This window comes from Haloarcula litorea, from assembly GCF_029338195.1.
Taxonomy (GTDB): domain Archaea; phylum Halobacteriota; class Halobacteria; order Halobacteriales; family Haloarculaceae; genus Haloarcula; species Haloarcula litorea.
Genome location: NZ_CP119779.1, coordinates 1,765,575 through 1,781,398, shown reverse-complemented (window position 1 = coordinate 1,781,398; position 15,824 = coordinate 1,765,575). Strand labels below are relative to the sequence as shown.

General features: G+C 68.5%; 17 protein-coding genes and 1 tRNA gene. 7 read left to right on the top strand and 11 right to left on the bottom strand.

Translation table 11 applies throughout. The features are described 5' to 3' along the window. Nucleotides 1–78: 78 nt before the first annotated feature. From P0592_RS09550 to P0592_RS09510, 9 genes are all read right to left on the bottom strand, one after another. Nucleotides 79–693, bottom strand: coding sequence for a 30S ribosomal protein S7 (locus tag P0592_RS09550; protein ID WP_276270653.1), 615 nt, complete (start codon nt 691–693; stop codon nt 79–81). Nucleotides 694–695: 2 nt separating this feature from the next. Then, nucleotides 696–1,124: a 30S ribosomal protein S12 gene (locus P0592_RS09545; RefSeq protein WP_276270652.1), complete on the bottom strand. Its 429-nt coding sequence runs from the start codon at nt 1,122–1,124 to the stop codon at nt 696–698. Between the two features lie 114 nt (nt 1,125–1,238). Beyond that, on the bottom strand, nt 1,239–2,027 hold the full coding sequence (locus tag P0592_RS09540) for a methyltransferase domain-containing protein (RefSeq protein ID WP_276270651.1): 789 nt from the start codon (nt 2,025–2,027) through the stop codon (nt 1,239–1,241). A 48-nt stretch (nt 2,028–2,075) separates the two neighbouring features. After that, nucleotides 2,076–2,501, bottom strand: coding sequence for a NusA-like transcription termination signal-binding factor (locus tag P0592_RS09535; RefSeq protein WP_276270650.1), 426 nt, complete (start codon nt 2,499–2,501; stop codon nt 2,076–2,078). Nucleotides 2,502–2,506: 5 nt separating this feature from the next. Then, nucleotides 2,507–3,694, bottom strand: coding sequence for a DNA-directed RNA polymerase subunit A'' (gene rpoA2, locus P0592_RS09530; RefSeq protein ID WP_276270649.1), 1,188 nt, complete (start codon nt 3,692–3,694; stop codon nt 2,507–2,509). 2 nt (nt 3,695–3,696) lie between these two features. Beyond that, entirely contained in the window at nt 3,697–6,606 is a 2,910-nt protein-coding gene (locus P0592_RS09525) for a DNA-directed RNA polymerase subunit A' (RefSeq protein WP_276270648.1), read from the bottom strand. A 1-nt stretch (nt 6,607) separates the two neighbouring features. Next, nucleotides 6,608–8,434 carry a DNA-directed RNA polymerase subunit B gene (gene rpoB / locus P0592_RS09520; RefSeq protein WP_276270647.1) on the bottom strand — a complete coding sequence of 609 codons (1,827 nt, stop codon included), beginning with the start codon at nt 8,432–8,434 and terminating at the stop codon, nt 6,608–6,610. 1 nt (nt 8,435) lies between these two features. Beyond that, nucleotides 8,436–10,001 (bottom strand): DNA-directed RNA polymerase subunit B'', encoded by a 1,566-nt coding sequence (locus tag P0592_RS09515; protein WP_276270646.1) that lies wholly within the window; start codon nt 9,999–10,001, stop codon nt 8,436–8,438. Next, entirely contained in the window at nt 10,001–10,228 is a 228-nt protein-coding gene (locus tag P0592_RS09510) for a DNA-directed RNA polymerase subunit H (protein WP_276270645.1), read from the bottom strand. Before P0592_RS09510 ends, P0592_RS09515 begins: the two co-directional genes overlap by 1 nt. A gap of 261 nt (nt 10,229–10,489) precedes the next feature. Here P0592_RS09510 and P0592_RS09505 point away from each other — a divergent pair. The 4 genes from P0592_RS09505 to P0592_RS09490 all read left to right on the top strand — a co-directional run bounded on the left by P0592_RS09505 (nt 10,490) and on the right by P0592_RS09490 (nt 12,473). Further along, a tRNA-Asp gene (locus tag P0592_RS09505) sits at nt 10,490–10,562 on the top strand. A gap of 266 nt (nt 10,563–10,828) precedes the next feature. Next, entirely contained in the window at nt 10,829–11,479 is a 651-nt protein-coding gene (locus tag P0592_RS09500; protein WP_276270644.1) for a hypothetical protein, read from the top strand. A gap of 157 nt (nt 11,480–11,636) precedes the next feature. Next, nucleotides 11,637–11,948 carry a winged helix-turn-helix transcriptional regulator gene (locus P0592_RS09495; protein WP_276270643.1) on the top strand — a complete coding sequence of 104 codons (312 nt, stop codon included), beginning with the start codon at nt 11,637–11,639 and terminating at the stop codon, nt 11,946–11,948. Nucleotides 11,949–11,984: 36 nt separating this feature from the next. Further along, nucleotides 11,985–12,473 (top strand): metallophosphoesterase family protein, encoded by a 489-nt coding sequence (locus P0592_RS09490; protein ID WP_276270642.1) that lies wholly within the window; start codon nt 11,985–11,987, stop codon nt 12,471–12,473. Here P0592_RS09490 and P0592_RS09485 read toward each other — a convergent pair. Next, a complete protein-coding gene (locus P0592_RS09485) occupies nt 12,448–13,236 on the bottom strand; it encodes an inositol monophosphatase family protein (RefSeq protein ID WP_276270641.1) in 789 nt (262 codons plus the stop codon). The genes P0592_RS09490 and P0592_RS09485 overlap by 26 nt on opposite strands. A gap of 154 nt (nt 13,237–13,390) precedes the next feature. On the opposite strand from P0592_RS09485, the gene P0592_RS09480 reads away from it, so the two are divergent. Continuing rightward, a complete protein-coding gene (locus P0592_RS09480) occupies nt 13,391–14,164 on the top strand; it encodes a coenzyme F420-0:L-glutamate ligase (RefSeq protein ID WP_276270640.1) in 774 nt (257 codons plus the stop codon). After that, nucleotides 14,151–15,128 (top strand): 5,10-methylenetetrahydromethanopterin reductase, encoded by a 978-nt coding sequence (locus P0592_RS09475; RefSeq protein ID WP_276270639.1) that lies wholly within the window; start codon nt 14,151–14,153, stop codon nt 15,126–15,128. Before P0592_RS09480 ends, P0592_RS09475 begins: the two co-directional genes overlap by 14 nt. Here the strand turns inward: P0592_RS09475 and P0592_RS09470 are convergent. Continuing rightward, complete coding sequence (locus P0592_RS09470; RefSeq protein ID WP_276270638.1) at nt 15,082–15,303, bottom strand: DUF8024 family protein; 222 nt, start codon at nt 15,301–15,303, stop codon at nt 15,082–15,084. The genes P0592_RS09475 and P0592_RS09470 overlap by 47 nt on opposite strands. A gap of 87 nt (nt 15,304–15,390) precedes the next feature. On the opposite strand from P0592_RS09470, the gene P0592_RS09465 reads away from it, so the two are divergent. Continuing rightward, the gene (locus P0592_RS09465; RefSeq protein ID WP_276270637.1) at nt 15,391–15,666 is read left to right on the top strand and encodes a DUF7573 domain-containing protein; all 276 of its coding nucleotides are present in this window, start codon (nt 15,391–15,393) and stop codon (nt 15,664–15,666) included. Nucleotides 15,667–15,824 lie beyond the last annotated feature (158 nt).

Sequence of the window (15,824 nt, the reverse complement as noted above, 5' to 3'; positions counted from 1 at the left end):
CGGCGGTCGGCAGGAAAAAGGTCTCCACTGCCGTGTGGGTGCCGCCCGGTCCACGGGCGGCGAGACGGGTGGCGAGCGTCAGCGAGCGGCGGCCGCGACGCGCTCTTTCTCTTCTTTCTGGTTGACGGCGTAGGTCTGGACGTCGTCCCGCGCGGCACCGATGAGCTGCTGGGCGAGCGCCTCCTCGGCGCTGGTGGTCGTCTTGAACGAGTCGCCGTAGACGCCCTCGGCGAGGAACTTCAGGGCCTGGTCGACGCGGCGCTGGGGCGCGACGTCGACGGCCTTCGGGACGGAGATGCCACCGTACTTCAGGCGGACGGTCTCCTCGCGGGGGGCGCTGTTCTCGACGGCGCTGACGAGCACCTGCACCGGGTTGTCCTCGGTGCGCTCGTGGACGATGTCGAACGCGTCCTGGACGATGGAGGTGGCGAGCTGCTTCTTGCCCGTGTTCTCGTCGGTCTGCATCAGGCGGTTGATCAGCCGCTCGACGATGCTGATCTCGGACTTCTTGAACTGCTTGTCCGAGTGACGGCCCTGCGTGTGGGCGATGGGCGTGACCGTGATGTACCGCTCCGTCGAGGGGTCGGTGTACTCGATGTCGGTGACGTCCCACTCGCCGAACAGCTGGGCGCGAGCGCCCTCGTCGTCGCTACCGGCCGGCGCGTCGGGTTCGGGTTGGTCTTCGGCACTCATGGTTATCGGACCGGCTTCTCCGCGTTGCCGCGAACCAGTTCGATGAGCGAGACGCCGTTGACCTTCTCGACCTTGTAGTTCACGCCGGAGAGGTCGCCCATCGCACGACCCTTGGCCCCGCCGATGCCGGCGATGGTGACCTCGTCGTGTTCGTCGATAAAGGAGATAGCGCCGTCACCGGGGCAGAACGCGGTGACCTGCTTGCCGTTCTTGATGAGCTGGACGCGGACGCACTTCCGGATGGCGGAGTTGGGCTGTTTGGCCTCGATGCCGACCTTCTCGAGGACGATCCCACGACCCTGGGGCGCGCCTTCGAGCGGGTCGGACTTCTTGCCCAGCCCGCGTTCGCGGCGCGCGTAGTCAGAGTCGGACCACCGGTGTTGCTGGCGGTCCTTCTTGAGCTTGCGCGCGGCGTATTTGCCGTTTGCCATAGTACGTCCGGCTATCCTGCCGAGCTACTTAAGACTCCTCTTTCGTCGTCGCCGAACCGCCCGCACGTGGCGGTCTCCCGCACGTGAGACGGTGCCACTCCCGTCGCGGTCCAGTCACTGCGCCGGCCGGACGAGATAGCAGTACTGCGTGTAGCTGAAGAACGTCTCGCCCCGCCGGTCCTGTTCCCGGAGGTCGTCGGCCCACGCCTCGGCCTCGTCGGGCCCGACGGCCGCGTGGGCCGCCGCGAACTCCCTGACCGCGGGCAGCAGGTGGGTGACGAAGGCGTCCTCGTCGAGGCTCATCTCGACGATCGTGTGGGGCACGACCGACTCGATCCGGAAGCCCGCGGCCCGGAGTTCGGGAGCCAGCCGCGATCCGAGTCGCGGGTGCGGGCAGTGGTCGTCGAACGCGTCGAGCACGCGGGCCGTCCGCTCGGTGTCGGGCGATCGCCAGACCGTCGCGTCCCAGTCGGCGTCACAGATCACGGCCCGGCCGGCCGGAGCGAGGGCCCGGTGAAGCTCCGACAGCGCCGCGGCGACGTCCGGCACGTACTCGTAGACCTGGACGGCCGTCGCCGCGTCGACCGCCCCGTCCGCGACCGGGAGCGCGGCGGCGTCGGCCGCCGCGAGCGACACCCGTTCGTGCCCGTCACAGCGGTCGGCCGCCAGCGCGAGCATCGCCTCGCTCCGATCGACGCCGAGGACGCACCCGTCGTCGCCGACCGACGGGGCGAGTTCGACCGGCTCGAACCCCGGGCCACAGCCGACCGAGAGGACCGTCTCGCCGGCCGTCGGCTCTAGCAGGTCCCGGACCCGCTGTCGACGGGCCGCGGCCGCCGACGTCCGATAGATGCGCTCCTCCTGTCGGGCCGCCTGCTCGTGGTACTCCAGCGGGTCGCTCATCGGGACAGCGCGGGACTGCGACCGGCGACCGGGTAAAACTACCTCCGGTCAGGTCAGCTCGATGCCGTCGATGTCGTGGTGGCGCTCGGCCAGCGCGCGGGCGGCGTCGATGTTGCGCCCCTCGCGGCCGATGGCCGCGCCGCGGTCCTCCTGGGCCACCTCGACGTAGGCGACGGTGTCGTCGTTCTCGGAGACGGTGACGTTGTACACCGCCGCCGGTGCCAGGGCGTTGGCCACGAAGTTCTCGGCCGTGTCGGCGTCCTCGACGAGTTTCACGTCCCGGCCCAGCCGCTCCTCGACGGCCGCGACCGTCTGCCCGCCCGGGCCGATCGCGTCGGCGATCTCACCGCGCTTGATCAGGTAGACGACCTGGTCGTGGGACTCGTCGACGACGCAGTCCCGGACGGTCACGCCGGCCTCGTCCTCGAACAGGGCGACCAGCTGGCGTTCCTCGTCCGAGAGTTCGATGGCCATCAGTGTCAGTCCTGACTCGCGCCCATCCGGAGGTCCACGTCGCCGGTCCCGAGCTTGATCGGCTTGCCGACGATGACGTTCTCGGCGACGCCGTCGAGTTCGTCGACCTCGGCGTGGATGGCGGCGTCGAGCAGGTGGTTCACCGTCACCTCGAAGGCCGCCCGCGCGAGCACGGAGTCTTTCGACCCGGAGATCCCGTGGCGGCCGATGGACTCGATGGTCCCCTCGTTGGTCATGATGTCCGCGACCAGCATCAGGTGCCGGACGTTCACGTCGTCAAGCCCCTGCTCCTCGAGGGTGTTCATCGTCTCGTTGATGAGCGTCTCGCGGGCCGCCTCGACGCCGAGGCTGCGGTGGATCTCGTGGATGTTGTTACAGGTGGTGCGGGAGGCGTCGACGCCCTCGATGTCCAGCACCTCGCCGAAGTCCGACCCCTCCGTGTAGAGGACGAACTCCTCGCCCTCGTCGGTCTCCTCCTTGCGGATGACGACCCGGGAGATCTCCTCGATCCCCTTGAACACGATGTCGCGCAGCTCCTCGACCAGCTGGAGGAGGTCCCGGTAGGACGGCTCCTCCGGCCCGAACTCGACGACGGTCCCGACCTGCTGGGTCTGGACGCCGAGGTTCGACTCGATGGTCTCGGCGATGCGCTCGGCGATCTCCTCGGTGTCGCCGACGGTCGGCCACCGCTCCTGAAGGGTCTCCTCGTTGAGGTCGATCTGGACGAGCATGTCCGCGACGTTCGTCGAGATGTCCCCCAGCGCGAGGATGCGCGTCGCCTCGATGTTCCAGACGACCTCGTGGGCGCGCTCGCGATCGGTCGCGTACTCGTCTTCGAGGTGGACCGTCATCATCGGCGTGTCCGGGGTCTTCCGGGCGTCGACCAGCTCGATGAGCCGGGGGAGCCCCTGCGTGACGTCGATCTCCGCGACCCCCGCGTAGTGGAAGGTGTTCATCGTCATCTGGGTCCCGGGTTCGCCGATGGACTGGGCCGAGACGGTCCCGACCGGGTCAAGCGGGTCGACGCGGGTGTCGAGGTAGCGGGACTCGACGGCCTGTGCCACGCGGTCGGCGTCCTCGACGCCGAGGGCACGGTCCTCGACGGTGCTGTACACCTCGTCTTTCAGCCGCCGGGGGAGCTCGGTGTCCTCGACGACGGCCTCGATGTCTTCGGAGACGTCGTGTGCTGTCATGGTTAGTCGTCACCCTCGGCCATCCACCAGTCGTCGGCGTGTTCCGAGAGGTTGGTCCGCTCGGTGCGCTGTCCGAGGAAACTCTGTTTCTGCTGCTCGCTCTCGAACTCCTCGTCGAGGACGGCGTCGGCGATGCTGTCGACGTCGACGCCGGGCTCGTCGTCGCCCGAGGAGACCTCGACGGGCGAGGTGCCGTCCTCGCCGAACTCGAACTGGACGATGGTGTCCGTGGTGTCGCGGACGGTGCCGTCGTACTGGGTCTCCAGTTCCGAGAGGGCGTTGATGAGGCGGCGCTGGAGGTAACCGGACTTGGAGGTCCGGACCGCGGTGTCGACCAGCCCCTCGCGGCCCCCCATCGCGTGGAAGAAGAACTCCTTTGGTCCCAGCCCCGAGCGGTAGGAGGCCTCCACGAAGCCGTGGGCGTCCGCCGAGAGGTCGCCCTCCTCGAAGTGCGAGAGGGTCCGCCCCTCGTAGCCGCGGTTGATCCGCTCGCCCCGGACCGCCTGCTGACCGACGCAGCCGGCCATCTGGGTCAGGTTCAGCATCGACCCACGGGCACCGGACTCGGCCATGATGACCGCCGGGTTGTCGTCGTCGAAGTGGTCCTCGGCGATGTCGCCTGCGGAGTCCCGGGCCTTGCCCAGCGTCTGCATGATCTTCATCTCGAGGGTCTCGTCGACGGTCCGGCCGGGCAGGGACTCGAGTTCGCCCCGCTCGTAGGTGTCGATGAGCTCCTCGACGCGGTCGTAGGCGTTGTCGATGGCGTCGTTGATCTGCTCCTCGGCCTCCCGGGGGATGGACTCGTCGTCGATCCCGATCGAGAACCCGAAGTGCATGATCGACCGCATCGCCAGCGCCGACACCTCGTTGACGAGGATGCGGGCGCGGGTCTTCGAGTAGTCCTTTGCGATGGTGTCGACGACCTCGCCGCCGAAGGCACCGACGGCGTCCTCGTCGATGGTCCCCTCGGTCATCTCGCCGTCCTCGACGACGACGGTGTCGCCGGCCGAGGAGGTGAACTCCAGGTCCAGATCGTCGGGCAGCAGCTGCGAGAACAGCGTCCGCCCGGTCCAGTAGTCGTCGCCGCTCTCGTCGACGCCGTCCGGGTCAGGCAGTTCGTCGATCCGGGTCGCCCGCAGCAGGTCCAGCGCCTGCGTCTCGTTGAACTTCGGATTGGTGTGGGTCAGCAGGTATGTCCCGGAGATGTGGTCCTGGATCGCGCCGATGATGTTCTCGCCGAACCGCGGGGAGAGCATCTGCTCCTGGACGCGCATCAGGACGCGGGCCTCCGCGCGCGCCTCCTCGTTCTGGAGGGCGTGCATATTCATCTCGTCGCCGTCGAAGTCGGCGTTGTACGGCGGGCAGACGGTGGTGTTCAGCCGGAACGTCTTGTACGGCATCACGACCACCTCGTGGGCCATGATCGACATCCGGTGCAGCGACGGCTGTCGATTGAAGATGACGATGTCGCCGTCGACGAGGTGCCGGGAGACCTCCCAGCCGGGCTCGACCTTCTCGGCCAGCTCCTCGCAGTTCTTCTCGGTGACCTTCAGCCGGCGGCCGTCCGGTCGCCGGACGTAGTTGGCTCCGGGGTGGCCCTCCGGCCCGTTGGTGACGTAGCGGCGTGCCTCCTCTAAGTTCCGCTCGTTGACGTTCATCGTCTGGGTCATCTCGCGGGCGACCCGTTCGGGGACCCCGACCTCGTTCAGCGAGAGGGTCGGGTCCGGCGAGATCACCGTCCGGGCGGAGAAGTTCACGCGCTTCCCGGACAGGGAGCCACGGAAGCGGCCCTCCTTGCCCTTCAGGCGCTGCGAGAGCGTTTTGAGGGGGCGGCCGGAGCGGTGCCGAGCCGGCGGCGTCCCCGAGATCTCGTTGTCCATGAAGGTCGTGACGTGGTACTGGAGCAGTTCCCAGAGGTCCTCGATGATGAGCTGGGGCGCGCCGGCCTCGCGGTTCTCCATGAACCGCTGGTTGATGCGGATGATGTCGACCAGCTTGTGGGTCAGGTCGTCCTCGCTGCGCTGGCCGTTGTCCAGCGTGATCGAGGGACGTGCGGTGACCGGCGGCACCGGCAGCACCGTCAGGATCATCCACTCGGGCCGGGAGCGGTCGGGGTTCATCCCGAGCACCTCGATGTCCTCGTCCGGGATGTCCTCGAACCAGTCCCGGATGTCGGAGGGCATCAGCTTGTTCATGTCCTCCTCGGTCAGGTCCACCGACAGCGCCTTCTCGAGGGCCTTGCGGTCCTCCTTGCGCGGTCGGAACTCGCCGCTGAGGATCTGCTGGACGCGGCTGCCCTCGATGCCCGTCTCGTCGGCCAGCTCCGGCGGCGAGATGGGGTCCTCGGCCTCCTCCATCGCGGCCGCGAGCCGATCCGGGTAATCGGAGGCGAGCACCTGCTGGACCTCGTAGTAGGTGGTGGGCTTCTCGTGTTTGATGTCGTACTGCTTCTCGCCGCAGAACGGGCAGCGGTCCTTCTTGCGGGCCTGCCGGATGGCGGCCTTGGTCACGTCGTTGAGGTCGAGCCCGAGCTCCCGGGTCCGGTCGAGGCGGCCCTCGAACTCCTCGCGCTCGGTCTCGTCGAGACAGAGCCGGGAACACTCCCGGCAGGTGCCCCGCAGGAGGCGGCGGATGAGCTTCGCGAACCCGACGTGGATGACGGGCGCGGCCAGCTCGATGTGGCCGAAGTGGCCGTTACAGGACCCGGAGTGCTTGCCGCAGGTCTTGCACTCCAGCCCGGGGTCGATGACCCCCAGCCGCGGGTCCATCAGCCCCATGTCGATGGGGAAGCCGTCGTCGTCGTAGGTGTCGGCCGTGATGACCTTCGTGGCCGACATGTCGCGGTACTCCTCGGGGTCCATCAGCCCGAAGGTGATGGCGTTGATCTCCTTGGGTGTCGATTGTGCACTCATGTTAGACAGCGTCCTCCAGTTCGAGTCGGGGGGCGATACCGAGGGCCTTCATCTCGTCCAAGAGCAGCTTGAAGGCGTAGGACATCTCGATCTCGTGGACCTCCGTCTCCTCGTCGCAGTTGGGGCAGTAGACACGGCGCTGCTCTACGTTCTCGACGGCGGTCATCCCGCAGACGCCACAGACGTTGATCCACTCGCGGTCGGACTCGTCGAGCAGCCGTTCCTTGAGCGCCATCGCGGCCCCGTGGCCGATGAAACAGTCCCGCTCCATCGTCCCGATCCGCAGGCCGCCCTCGCGGGCGCGGCCCTCGGTGGGCTGGCGGGTCAGCACCTGCACCGGCCCGCGCGAGCGGGCGTGCAGCTTGTTCGAGACCATGTGGTAGAGCTTCTGGTAGAAGATGTCCCCGACGAAGATGTCGGCCTCGATCTTCTCGCCGGTGACGCCGGAGTACATGACCTCCTTGGCGGAGGAGTCGAAGCCGTGGTCCTCCAGCGCCTCGCGGAGCTCGTCCTCGTCCTCGCCGGTGAAGGCGGTCCCGTCGACGCGGCGACCCTCCAAGGCCCCGACCTTGCCGCCGATCATCTCAAGGATGTGGCCCACGGTCATCCGGGAGGGGAGCGCGTGGGGGTTGATGATGAGGTCCGGGACGACGCCCTCCTCGGTGAAGGGCATGTCCTCCTGGGGCGCGATGTGGCCGACGACGCCCTTCTGGCCGTGCCGGCTGGCGAACTTGTCGCCCAGTTCCGGGATGCGCTCGTCGCGCACCGAGACCTTCGAGAGCTTCGAGCCGTCCTCGCCCTCCATCAGGGTGACCGTGTCGACGACGCCGGACTCGCCCGAGCGCATCGTCACGCTGGTCTCCCGGCGCTTCTGGGGGCTGAGTCCACCCATGTCGTCCGGTTCCTCGAGGAAGCGGGGCGGGGAGGTCTTGCCCAGCAGGACGGCGTTCTCGCCGACCTGCGTCTCCGGGTTCACGAGCCCGTCGTCGTCGAGGTGGGTGTACGCCTCCTCGCCGCGAGCGCCCCGGACCTCGTCGTCGGGGATCTCGAAGCGGTCCTCCTGACCGCCGGGGTAGCGCCGCTCCTCGCCCTCGTAGGTGCGGAAGAAGTGCGAGCGGGCCAGCGCGCGGTCGACCGACCCCTTGTTCATGACCAGCGCGTCCTCGATGTTGAACCCCTCGTAGCTCATCACGGCGACGACGAAGTTCTGCGCGGCCGGGCGGTCGTCGTAGCCGATCTGCTCGGTGGTCTGGGTCTTGACCATCGAGAGCTGGGGGTAGTGCAGCAGGTGCTGGCGGGTGTCCGGGCGGATGCGGTAGTTCGCGCTCGGCAGGCCCAGCGACTGCTTGATCATCCCCGAGCCCATCGTGATCCGCGGGCTGGCGTTGTGCTCGGGGTAGGGGATCATCCCCGCGCCGATGCCGAACATCAGCTGGGGGTCGACCTCGAGGTGGGTGTGGTTCTCGGTGAGTTCCTCCTCGTCGACGCCGACGAGGATGTCCTCCTCCTCCTCGGCGTCGATGAACTCGACGACGCCGCGCTCGACCAGTTCCTCGAACTCGAGGTCGCCGTCCTTGACCGCCTCGACCTCCTCCTCGGAGATGAGCGGCTCGCCGTCCTCGACGACGAGCAGCGGTCGCCTGGCGCGGCCGGCGTCGGCGTTGATGATGACCTCGTCGGTCCGGTCCTTGACCGAGACGTTGACCATCTCGGAGACGTCCCCCCGTCGGCGCGCCTGTCGGACCTGTTCTGCGAGCTGTTCCGGGTCGGGGTGTGTCCCGACCAGACTACCGTTGACGTATACCTTGGCTTCGCGTCCCTGACTCATGTTAGTCGTCCGCGGGCTGCTGTTCGATCGACTCGATCCCGGGGATGCCCTGAACCCCCATGTCCGCGAGTTCCTGCTTCAGTTCCTGGTCGTCCGCGACGTCCTGTGACAGCTCCATCGCCTGGGCGAAGTTCTTCACCAGCCCACAGTTGGGCCCCTCCGGCGTCTCGGAGGGACAGATGCGTCCCCACTGGGTCGCGTGGAGGTCACGCGCCTCGAAGTGGGGCTGCGAGCGGCTGAGCGGCGAGCGCAGCCGGCGGAGGTGGCTGAGCACCCCCATAAAGTCGGTCCGGTCGACCAGCTGGCTCACGCCGGAGCGGCCGCCGACCCAGTTCCCCGTCGCGATGGGGTGTTCCAGCCGTTCGGTCAGCACGTCCGAGCGGACCACCGTGGAGACAGACAGTTGGCGGTTCCGCATGTTCGCGCGTTCGAGCTGGTACTTCACGTCCCGGGCGAGCTTGTTCAGCGCCGTCCGGAACAGGTCGGTCATCAGGTCGCCGCTGACCTTCAGCCGCTTGTTGGCGTAGTGGTCCTTGTCGTCGGCCTCGCGGCGGTCCAGCGCCAGCTCGAAGCAGGCCTCGGCCATCCGACAGAGGTAGTAGGCCTTGTTGATCCGGACCTCCTCCTCGTCGACCCCGTCCTCGTGGAGGTGCGGCAGGAGGTACCGGTCGATGACGTAGTTGGCCCGCTTGAGCTGGTAGTTCTTGCCCTGTCCGGAGGCGACGCGCTGACCGAGCGTCTCGATGGCCTCCTCGGTCGTCTGGACGTCGGCCTCCTCTAAGTTCTCCAGCATGAACTTCACGATCTCCGGGTCCTCGCTCACCCGGTGGACGATCTCCTCGTCGGACTCCAGCCCGAGCGCCCGGACCAGGGTCACGAAGTCGATGCTGCCGGAGACGGAGGGGAAAGACACTTCGAGCAGCCCGTCGCGGGTCCGCTCACACAGCACCAGCGCGCGGTAGCCCCGCCGCTGGGAGAACGTCTTGGCGACCTGGACCTCGTCGCCGTACTTGGTGTCGTACTCCGCGAGGATCTTGTTGGGCGCGAGGTCCTCGCTGGTCATCAGGACCCGCTCGGAGCCGTTGACACAGAAGTAGCCGCCGGGGTCGGCGGGGTCCTCGCCGATGTCGATGAGCTCCTCGTCGGAGAAGCCGGCGATGTTGCACTTGTCGGAGCCGACCATGATCGGCATCCGGCCGATCTTGGTCTCGGTCTGGTCGACGACCTCCTCGGGCTCCTCCTCGCCGCCGCGGACGATGGCCATCTCCATGAACACCGGCGCGGAGTAGGTGATGTTCCGGAGGCGGGCCTCCTGGGGGTAGAGCAGCTCCTCGCTGCCGTCGGCCTCGCGGACCCGGGGGGTGACGACCCGGACGTCGCCGAGTTCGACCCACACCGGCTCCTGACCCTCCTTGTCGCCGATGTCCGTGTCGATCGTCTCCTTCTCGTCGACGACCTGCTGCATTCCCCGATCGAGGAACGCGTTGAACGAGCGGAAGTGGTGTTCTGCGAGCCGTTCCTTGCCGAAGTACTCGCGCGAGATCTCTCGTCGGTCCTGTGTGTCCATTATTCTACCACCAGTCGGTAGACGACCGCCGTGTCGGTCGTCCGTGAGTCGCGTTCGATCCGGATGACGTCACCGACCTCTGCCTCCTCGGGGAGGGCCGGGTCGGTCCGCTTGATCTTCGGGAGATCGGTCTTCTTGATGTCGTACTCCTCGAGTACCGCGTCGATGTCTGCCTCGTCGACGACGCTGTGGTCTGGGACGAGTTCGTGTTGGCTTACATCTACCATGGGTGTGCGTGGGGCCTGCTGCTGGAGAAGGTGGCTGTCACGAGATACTACAGGTCGTTATTGGCGGCACCTGTATAACACTTACTAAGTAGGCCTGCTGTAGCTACTCGTCCCGCCCGTGGGACGAACTCGCGTACCACTCGGTTCGGCGAGATTGGATATAGAAGTTTGGGTCTGTCACGGGGACCCGTCACAGGGCCGCCTCCTTTGGAAAGCCTTAATACTGCCACCGGGATACGAACGAGTGCAGCGAGGCAGCGCGCCCGGATGGTGTAGTGGCCCATCATACGACCCTGTCACGGTCGTGACGCGGGTTCAAATCCCGCTCCGGGCGCTTCTTCGAATCTAACTCGACAAGCAGTGTGTTTCGTTACCGAAATTGGCAGGTGTCTGAAAAAGTGGTGAATCTAATGGAGCATCCGCGCGAGCGGAGCGAGCGCGGTTCCCCCGACGGCGAGGCCGGAGGCCGAGCCGTCGGCCTTTTTCACCCACGTTTTTGCCGGGAGGGTTCCCGCAGCGAGCGGAGCGAGTGAGGAAACCCTCCCGGGAAAAAGGTGGTGGGTCGACAGACTGTTTAGTCGCCGTGTGCGAACGGGGGGTATGGACGACGTCGAGGGCGAGGAGATGCCGGGGGCCATCGTCGAGGCGTTCCTCGAGCGCGAGGAGGGCGTCCGCGCCCTGCTGGAGGAACTGGAGAAGCTGACCATCGAGGGGCGACACGAGGCGGTCCGCGAGCGGGTCCGGAACCTCGCCGACAGCGACGAGTCCGTCTTCTACACCGTCGCGTTCAGCCTCACCAACTCCCGGCAGTTCTTCGGCGACGTGGAGGCCCAGCTAGACGTCACGGCGGCCGACCGGCTGCGGGACCTGGCGGAGACGTACCCGTCGCTGGCCGAGCCGTTCAACATCGTCCGCACGGAGCGGGCGGAGAACCGGCTGAACCCCGTCACCGACACCAGCTACACGGTGACGTACCACCACGGCGTGGAGTCGCCGATGATCACCTACAGCCCGCAGTCGGGCGACCAGGAGCTGTACGAGTCCCGGGGGACCCCCAGCGAGGTGCTCCGGGTGTCGACGGACCTGGCGGCGGCGACCACCGACGCGCTGGACGTGGCCCTGGAGAACGACTTCTCGGTCAACACCGAGGAGCTCTCGACGCTCATCGACCGGCGGGAGGAGCTGGAGACGGAGCTGTCGCGGCTCCGGGACCAGCTCGACGAACTGCGCCGGACGCCGGTCGAGGACTGATACTGGTGGCTGTCGGTGCGTGAGGGTATTCGCCACCCCGGAGTGGCGAATTACGTCAGTCTGTTACGGCCACCGGTATGACCTGTCGGGCGGCCGACCGGCCCGTGCCACAACTGGAGCGTTTATGTGGCGTCGGCCGATACGGTCGGGTACGATTATGGGCATCGAGAGACTGCGAAACCAGGTAGAGAAGGAGAGTCGCGACCTCGCGATCCTCGACGTCGTCATCGACCAGGGCCCCATCGGCATCGTCAAGCTCTCCGAGGAGACCGGCATCCCCGAGCACAAGGTGCGGTACTCGCTGCGGATGCTGGAGGACGACGAACTGATCGACCCGACGCCCCAGGGAGCGATCCCGGCCGACGACATCGACCAGCGGGTCGCCGACATCAACGACGGCATCGACGAGCTGGTCGATCGGCTCGACGACCTGAAGGGGCTGGCACCGACGCCCGAGACCCCCGAGTAGCCGAACCGTTTTCCCCGGCCTGGTCGAACGCGCCGTATGGACGTCGCACTCGTCAGCGACACGCACGTTCCGTCGCGGGCCACCGACATCCCCGCGCCGTTCCGGGAGCGTATCGAGACGGCCGACCACGTGATCCACGCCGGCGACTTCGACAGCGAGGGGACACTGTCGAACGTCCGGGCGATGAGCGCGCGGTTCACCGGCGTCGCGGGCAACACGGACCCGCGGATCGGCCTGCCCGACACGGCCACCGTCGAACTGGGTGGGGTGACGTTCGTCGTCACCCACGGCACGGGCTCGCACGCCGGGTGGCACGACCGCGTTGCGACCGTCGTCCGCGAGGAAGCCGAGGGGGACGCCGTCGGCGTCGCCGGTCACACACACGAGGTCGTCGACACGGTCCACGGCGGCGTCCGGCTGCTCAACCCCGGCAGCGCGACCGGCGCGTCGCCGGCCGAACGGGCGACGATGCTGACCGCGACGGTCGGCGACGGCGACCTCAGCGTATCGGTTCACGAACTGTAGCCGCCGTCTCGAACAGGGCGTCGGCGGCGTCCTGGGTCGGGGCGAACGCCGACAGCGGCCCCTCGCGGCGGACGGCACAGCCGGCCTCGGTCGCGAGCAGTGCGCCGGCCAGTTGCTCGCGCTCGTCGGGGTGGAGACAGACGTAGCCGTCCATCGCGCCGCGGGCGAGCAGCCCCCAGTGGACCACCGGAGCCCAGGTCTGGATACACCGTTTCGCGGTCTGCCCCAGTTCCCAGCGGATCTCGTCCGCGTTCTCCCGTCCGGGACCGTCGTAGACGACCGGCGAACCGATGACGAACGCGACCGTTCCCGCTTCGACGGGCGGCGTCTCGCCGTCGTCGGCCCGCACCGGACGGCCGTTGTACCGGACCCCGTCCCCCCGCCGGGCGACGTAGAGGTCGTCGACGGCGGGCACCGAGACCGCCGCCGCGACCGGGTCGTCCGCGTCGTCGACGACGGTGACGGCCGCGCCGAAGGTCGGGAGGCCGGCGACGAAGTTGTTGGTGCCGTCCAGCGCGTCGACCACCCAGCGGTGGTCGCCGTCGCCGTCGAGGTGGCCGGCCTCTTCGGCCGTGATCGGGTGGTCGGGGTAGTGTTCCCGGATCGTCTCGACGACGAGCCGTTCGGCCTCCTCGTCGGCGTGGGCCTTCACGTCGGTCGTCCGGTAGTCGGCGTCGGTCGTGCCGTCGGTGAACCGCTCGCGGAGGAACCCCCCGGCTGCCTCCGCGGCGGTCCGGGCGACGGTGGCGAAGTCCTCGGTCACGGTCGGTGGTCACGACGCTGGCTCTCGGTCGTTTCGGTTCGCGGCCACAGCGCCCGCAGGGAGACGGGACCGTCGGGACGCGGCAGCAGTTGCCGGAGATGGCGGGGCTTGCACCTAACGGCGGCCTTTTTCCCGCGGAGGCCGGAGGGCGGGTATGGACGTCTTCGCGGTGGAGGGACTCCCGGAGGTGCGCCCGGGCGACGACGTTGCCGGACTCATCGCCGGGCAGACCGACCTGCGGGACGGCGACGTGGTCTGTGTCGCCAGCACCGTCGTCTCGAAGGCGGCCGGCCGGCAGGCCGATCTCGCGGACTTCCCGGCGGACGAGCGAGCGGAGCGCATCGCCGCCCGCATCGGGGAGGTCACCGGCGAGGAGAAGGACCCCCGGTTCGCGCAGGCGGTCCTCGAAGAGAGCGAGGAACTGCTGACGGAGTCGCCCTTTATCCTCGCGGTGACGCGGTTCGGCCACATCACGGTCAACGCGGGCATCGACCGCTCGAACGTCCCCGACGCCGACCTGCTGTTACTGCCGGAGGCCCCGACCGCCGAGGCCGAGGCGATCCGAGCGGGCCTGCGCGAGCGGACGGGCGGGGACGTGGCCGTGATCGTCACCGACACGTCCGGCCGGCCGTTCCGGCTCGGCCAGCGCGGCGTCGCGCTGGGCTGGGCCGGCGTCGCCGCCGCCCGCGACTGGCGGGGCGAACGCGACCGCGACGGCCGCGAGCTCGGCGTGACGGTCCAGGCAGTCGTCGACGAGCTCGCGGCCGCCGCCAACCTCGTCACCGGCGAGGGCGACGGCGGGACCCCGGCCGCCGTCGTCCGCGGCTTCGAGTTCGGCGACCACGGGGAGCGCGACGCCCTCTACCGCGACCCCGAGAACGACGTCGTCCGGCAGGCGCTCAGAGAGTGGAGCTATGTACGCGATTGAACTCACCCCGGAACATCCGGTCGACCAGCTCGCATCGTTCGCCGCCGCGGCCGAAGACAGCGGTTTCGACGCCGTCTTCGCCAGCCACCACTACAACAACCGCGACCAGTTTATGGCGCTGACCCGGATGGCCGCCCGGACCGACGATCTGTTGTTGGGGCCGGGGATCGCCAACCCCTACGAGACCCACCCGGTGACGCTGGCCTCGCGGGTGGCGACCCTCTCGGAACTCAGCGACGGCCGCGCCGTCTTCGGCGTCGGGCCGGGCGACAAGTCGACCATCCGGAACCTCGGGTTCGACCACGACGACGCGCTCCGGCGGACCCTGGAGGCGTTCAAGGTGGCCCAGCGACTGTGGGACGGCGAGCGGGTCGACCACGACGGCACCTTCCGGGCCGACGACGCCGGCCTGAACTACGAGGCCGGCGAGATCCCGGTGTACGTCGGCGCACAGGGTCCCCACATGACGAAGATGGCGGCGAAACACGCCGACGGCGCGCTGTACAACGGCTCGCACCCGAAGGACCTCGCGTGGGCCCGCGAACGGGTCGACGAGATGGCCGACGACCGCGTCGCCGACGCCGAGTTCGACCTGGCGGCCTACGCCAGCGTCTCCGTCGCCGAGGACCGCGAGGCGGCCCGCGAGGCCGCCCGGCCACCCGTCGCGTACGTCGCGGCCGGCTCGCCGCCGCCCGTCCTGGACCGCCACGACATCGACCGCGGGACCGCCGCGGAGATCGGCGACGCCATCTCCGCCGGCGAGTTCGAGACGGCGTTCGGGCTGGTGACCGACGCGATGCTCGACGCCTTCTGTATCGCCGGCACCCCGGCGGAGGTACGCGAGCGGACCGAGGCGCTGGAAGAACACGCGGACAGCGTCGTCTACGCCTCGCCGCTCGGGCCGGACGTCGAGTCGGCTATCGATCTGCTCGGGACGGTGGCGACCGACCGCCGCCGCGAGTGAACAGCGACGCGGCGGCACCCAGCGAGAGGTAGCCGAAGATCGCCGAGGAGACGCCCACCAGCAGGGCTCCGATCAGGACGAGGACCGCCGACAGCGGATCGAACAGCATTATGTCCACGAACTTCCCGGGGGCGTCGATGACACTCTGGACGAGTTCCGTGAGCAGGCCTTGCATATCACGCCGTTTGCGGTGCCCCCACTTCCCGCTTGCGCTCGCTTGGCCGCGGACAGCTATTTCCCGCTGGACGCTCCAGAGGCGGGTATGACGGAAGACGCGTCGCTCGACGAGTTCCGCGACGCCGGCGGCGACACGGAGACGGAGGGAGGCGACGCGACCGCGAGCGGTGCCGACGCGGCAGCCGCCTCGGACGGGGACGACACCCCGACTGCGAGCGACGGGAGCGTCGAACCGGCCGCGACCACGTACGCGTGGTCGCCCGACGGCGAGGCGTGTGCCGAGTGCGGGACCGTGGCGAGTCGGCGGTGGGAGCAGGACGGCTCGCTCGTCTGTCCTGACTGCAAGGACTGGGACCGCTGACGGCCGCGTGCCACTGGGGAACACACCCAGCAGAGTTACGTGTATCCGCCACCAACGCTCCGGGCACGGAATGCAGGAAGCGGACTGTAGCGGGCAGAAGACACTTGTTCGAGGGTGGGTCAGGACCACCCATCCGTCCCGGACGCCCGTCGTGCGGA

Excerpts from the sequence above, each read along its gene's own strand:
- rpoA2 (WP_276270649.1), bottom strand. The coding sequence starts at position 3,694 with ATGACAGCACACGACGTCTCCGAAGACATCGAGGCCGTCGTCGAGGAC.
- P0592_RS09550 (WP_276270653.1), bottom strand. The coding sequence starts at position 693 with ATGAGTGCCGAAGACCAACCCGAACCCGACGCGCCGGCCGGTAGCGAC.
- P0592_RS09465 (WP_276270637.1), top strand. The coding sequence starts at position 15,391 with ATGACGGAAGACGCGTCGCTCGACGAGTTCCGCGACGCCGGCGGCGAC.
- P0592_RS09535 (WP_276270650.1), bottom strand. The coding sequence starts at position 2,501 with ATGGCCATCGAACTCTCGGACGAGGAACGCCAGCTGGTCGCCCTGTTC.
- P0592_RS09475 (WP_276270639.1), top strand. The coding sequence starts at position 14,151 with ATGTACGCGATTGAACTCACCCCGGAACATCCGGTCGACCAGCTCGCA.
- P0592_RS09490 (WP_276270642.1), top strand. The coding sequence starts at position 11,985 with ATGGACGTCGCACTCGTCAGCGACACGCACGTTCCGTCGCGGGCCACC.
- rpoB (WP_276270647.1), bottom strand. The coding sequence starts at position 8,434 with ATGAGTCAGGGACGCGAAGCCAAGGTATACGTCAACGGTAGTCTGGTC.
- P0592_RS09510 (WP_276270645.1), bottom strand. The coding sequence starts at position 10,228 with ATGGTAGATGTAAGCCAACACGAACTCGTCCCAGACCACAGCGTCGTC.
- P0592_RS09515 (WP_276270646.1), bottom strand. The coding sequence starts at position 10,001 with ATGGACACACAGGACCGACGAGAGATCTCGCGCGAGTACTTCGGCAAG.
- P0592_RS09480 (WP_276270640.1), top strand. The coding sequence starts at position 13,391 with ATGGACGTCTTCGCGGTGGAGGGACTCCCGGAGGTGCGCCCGGGCGAC.
- P0592_RS09525 (WP_276270648.1), bottom strand. The coding sequence starts at position 6,606 with ATGAGTGCACAATCGACACCCAAGGAGATCAACGCCATCACCTTCGGG.
- P0592_RS09495 (WP_276270643.1), top strand. The coding sequence starts at position 11,637 with ATGGGCATCGAGAGACTGCGAAACCAGGTAGAGAAGGAGAGTCGCGAC.
- P0592_RS09500 (WP_276270644.1), top strand. The coding sequence starts at position 10,829 with ATGGACGACGTCGAGGGCGAGGAGATGCCGGGGGCCATCGTCGAGGCG.
- P0592_RS09540 (WP_276270651.1), bottom strand. The coding sequence starts at position 2,027 with ATGAGCGACCCGCTGGAGTACCACGAGCAGGCGGCCCGACAGGAGGAG.
- P0592_RS09545 (WP_276270652.1), bottom strand. The coding sequence starts at position 1,124 with ATGGCAAACGGCAAATACGCCGCGCGCAAGCTCAAGAAGGACCGCCAG.
- P0592_RS09470 (WP_276270638.1), bottom strand. The coding sequence starts at position 15,303 with ATGCAAGGCCTGCTCACGGAACTCGTCCAGAGTGTCATCGACGCCCCC.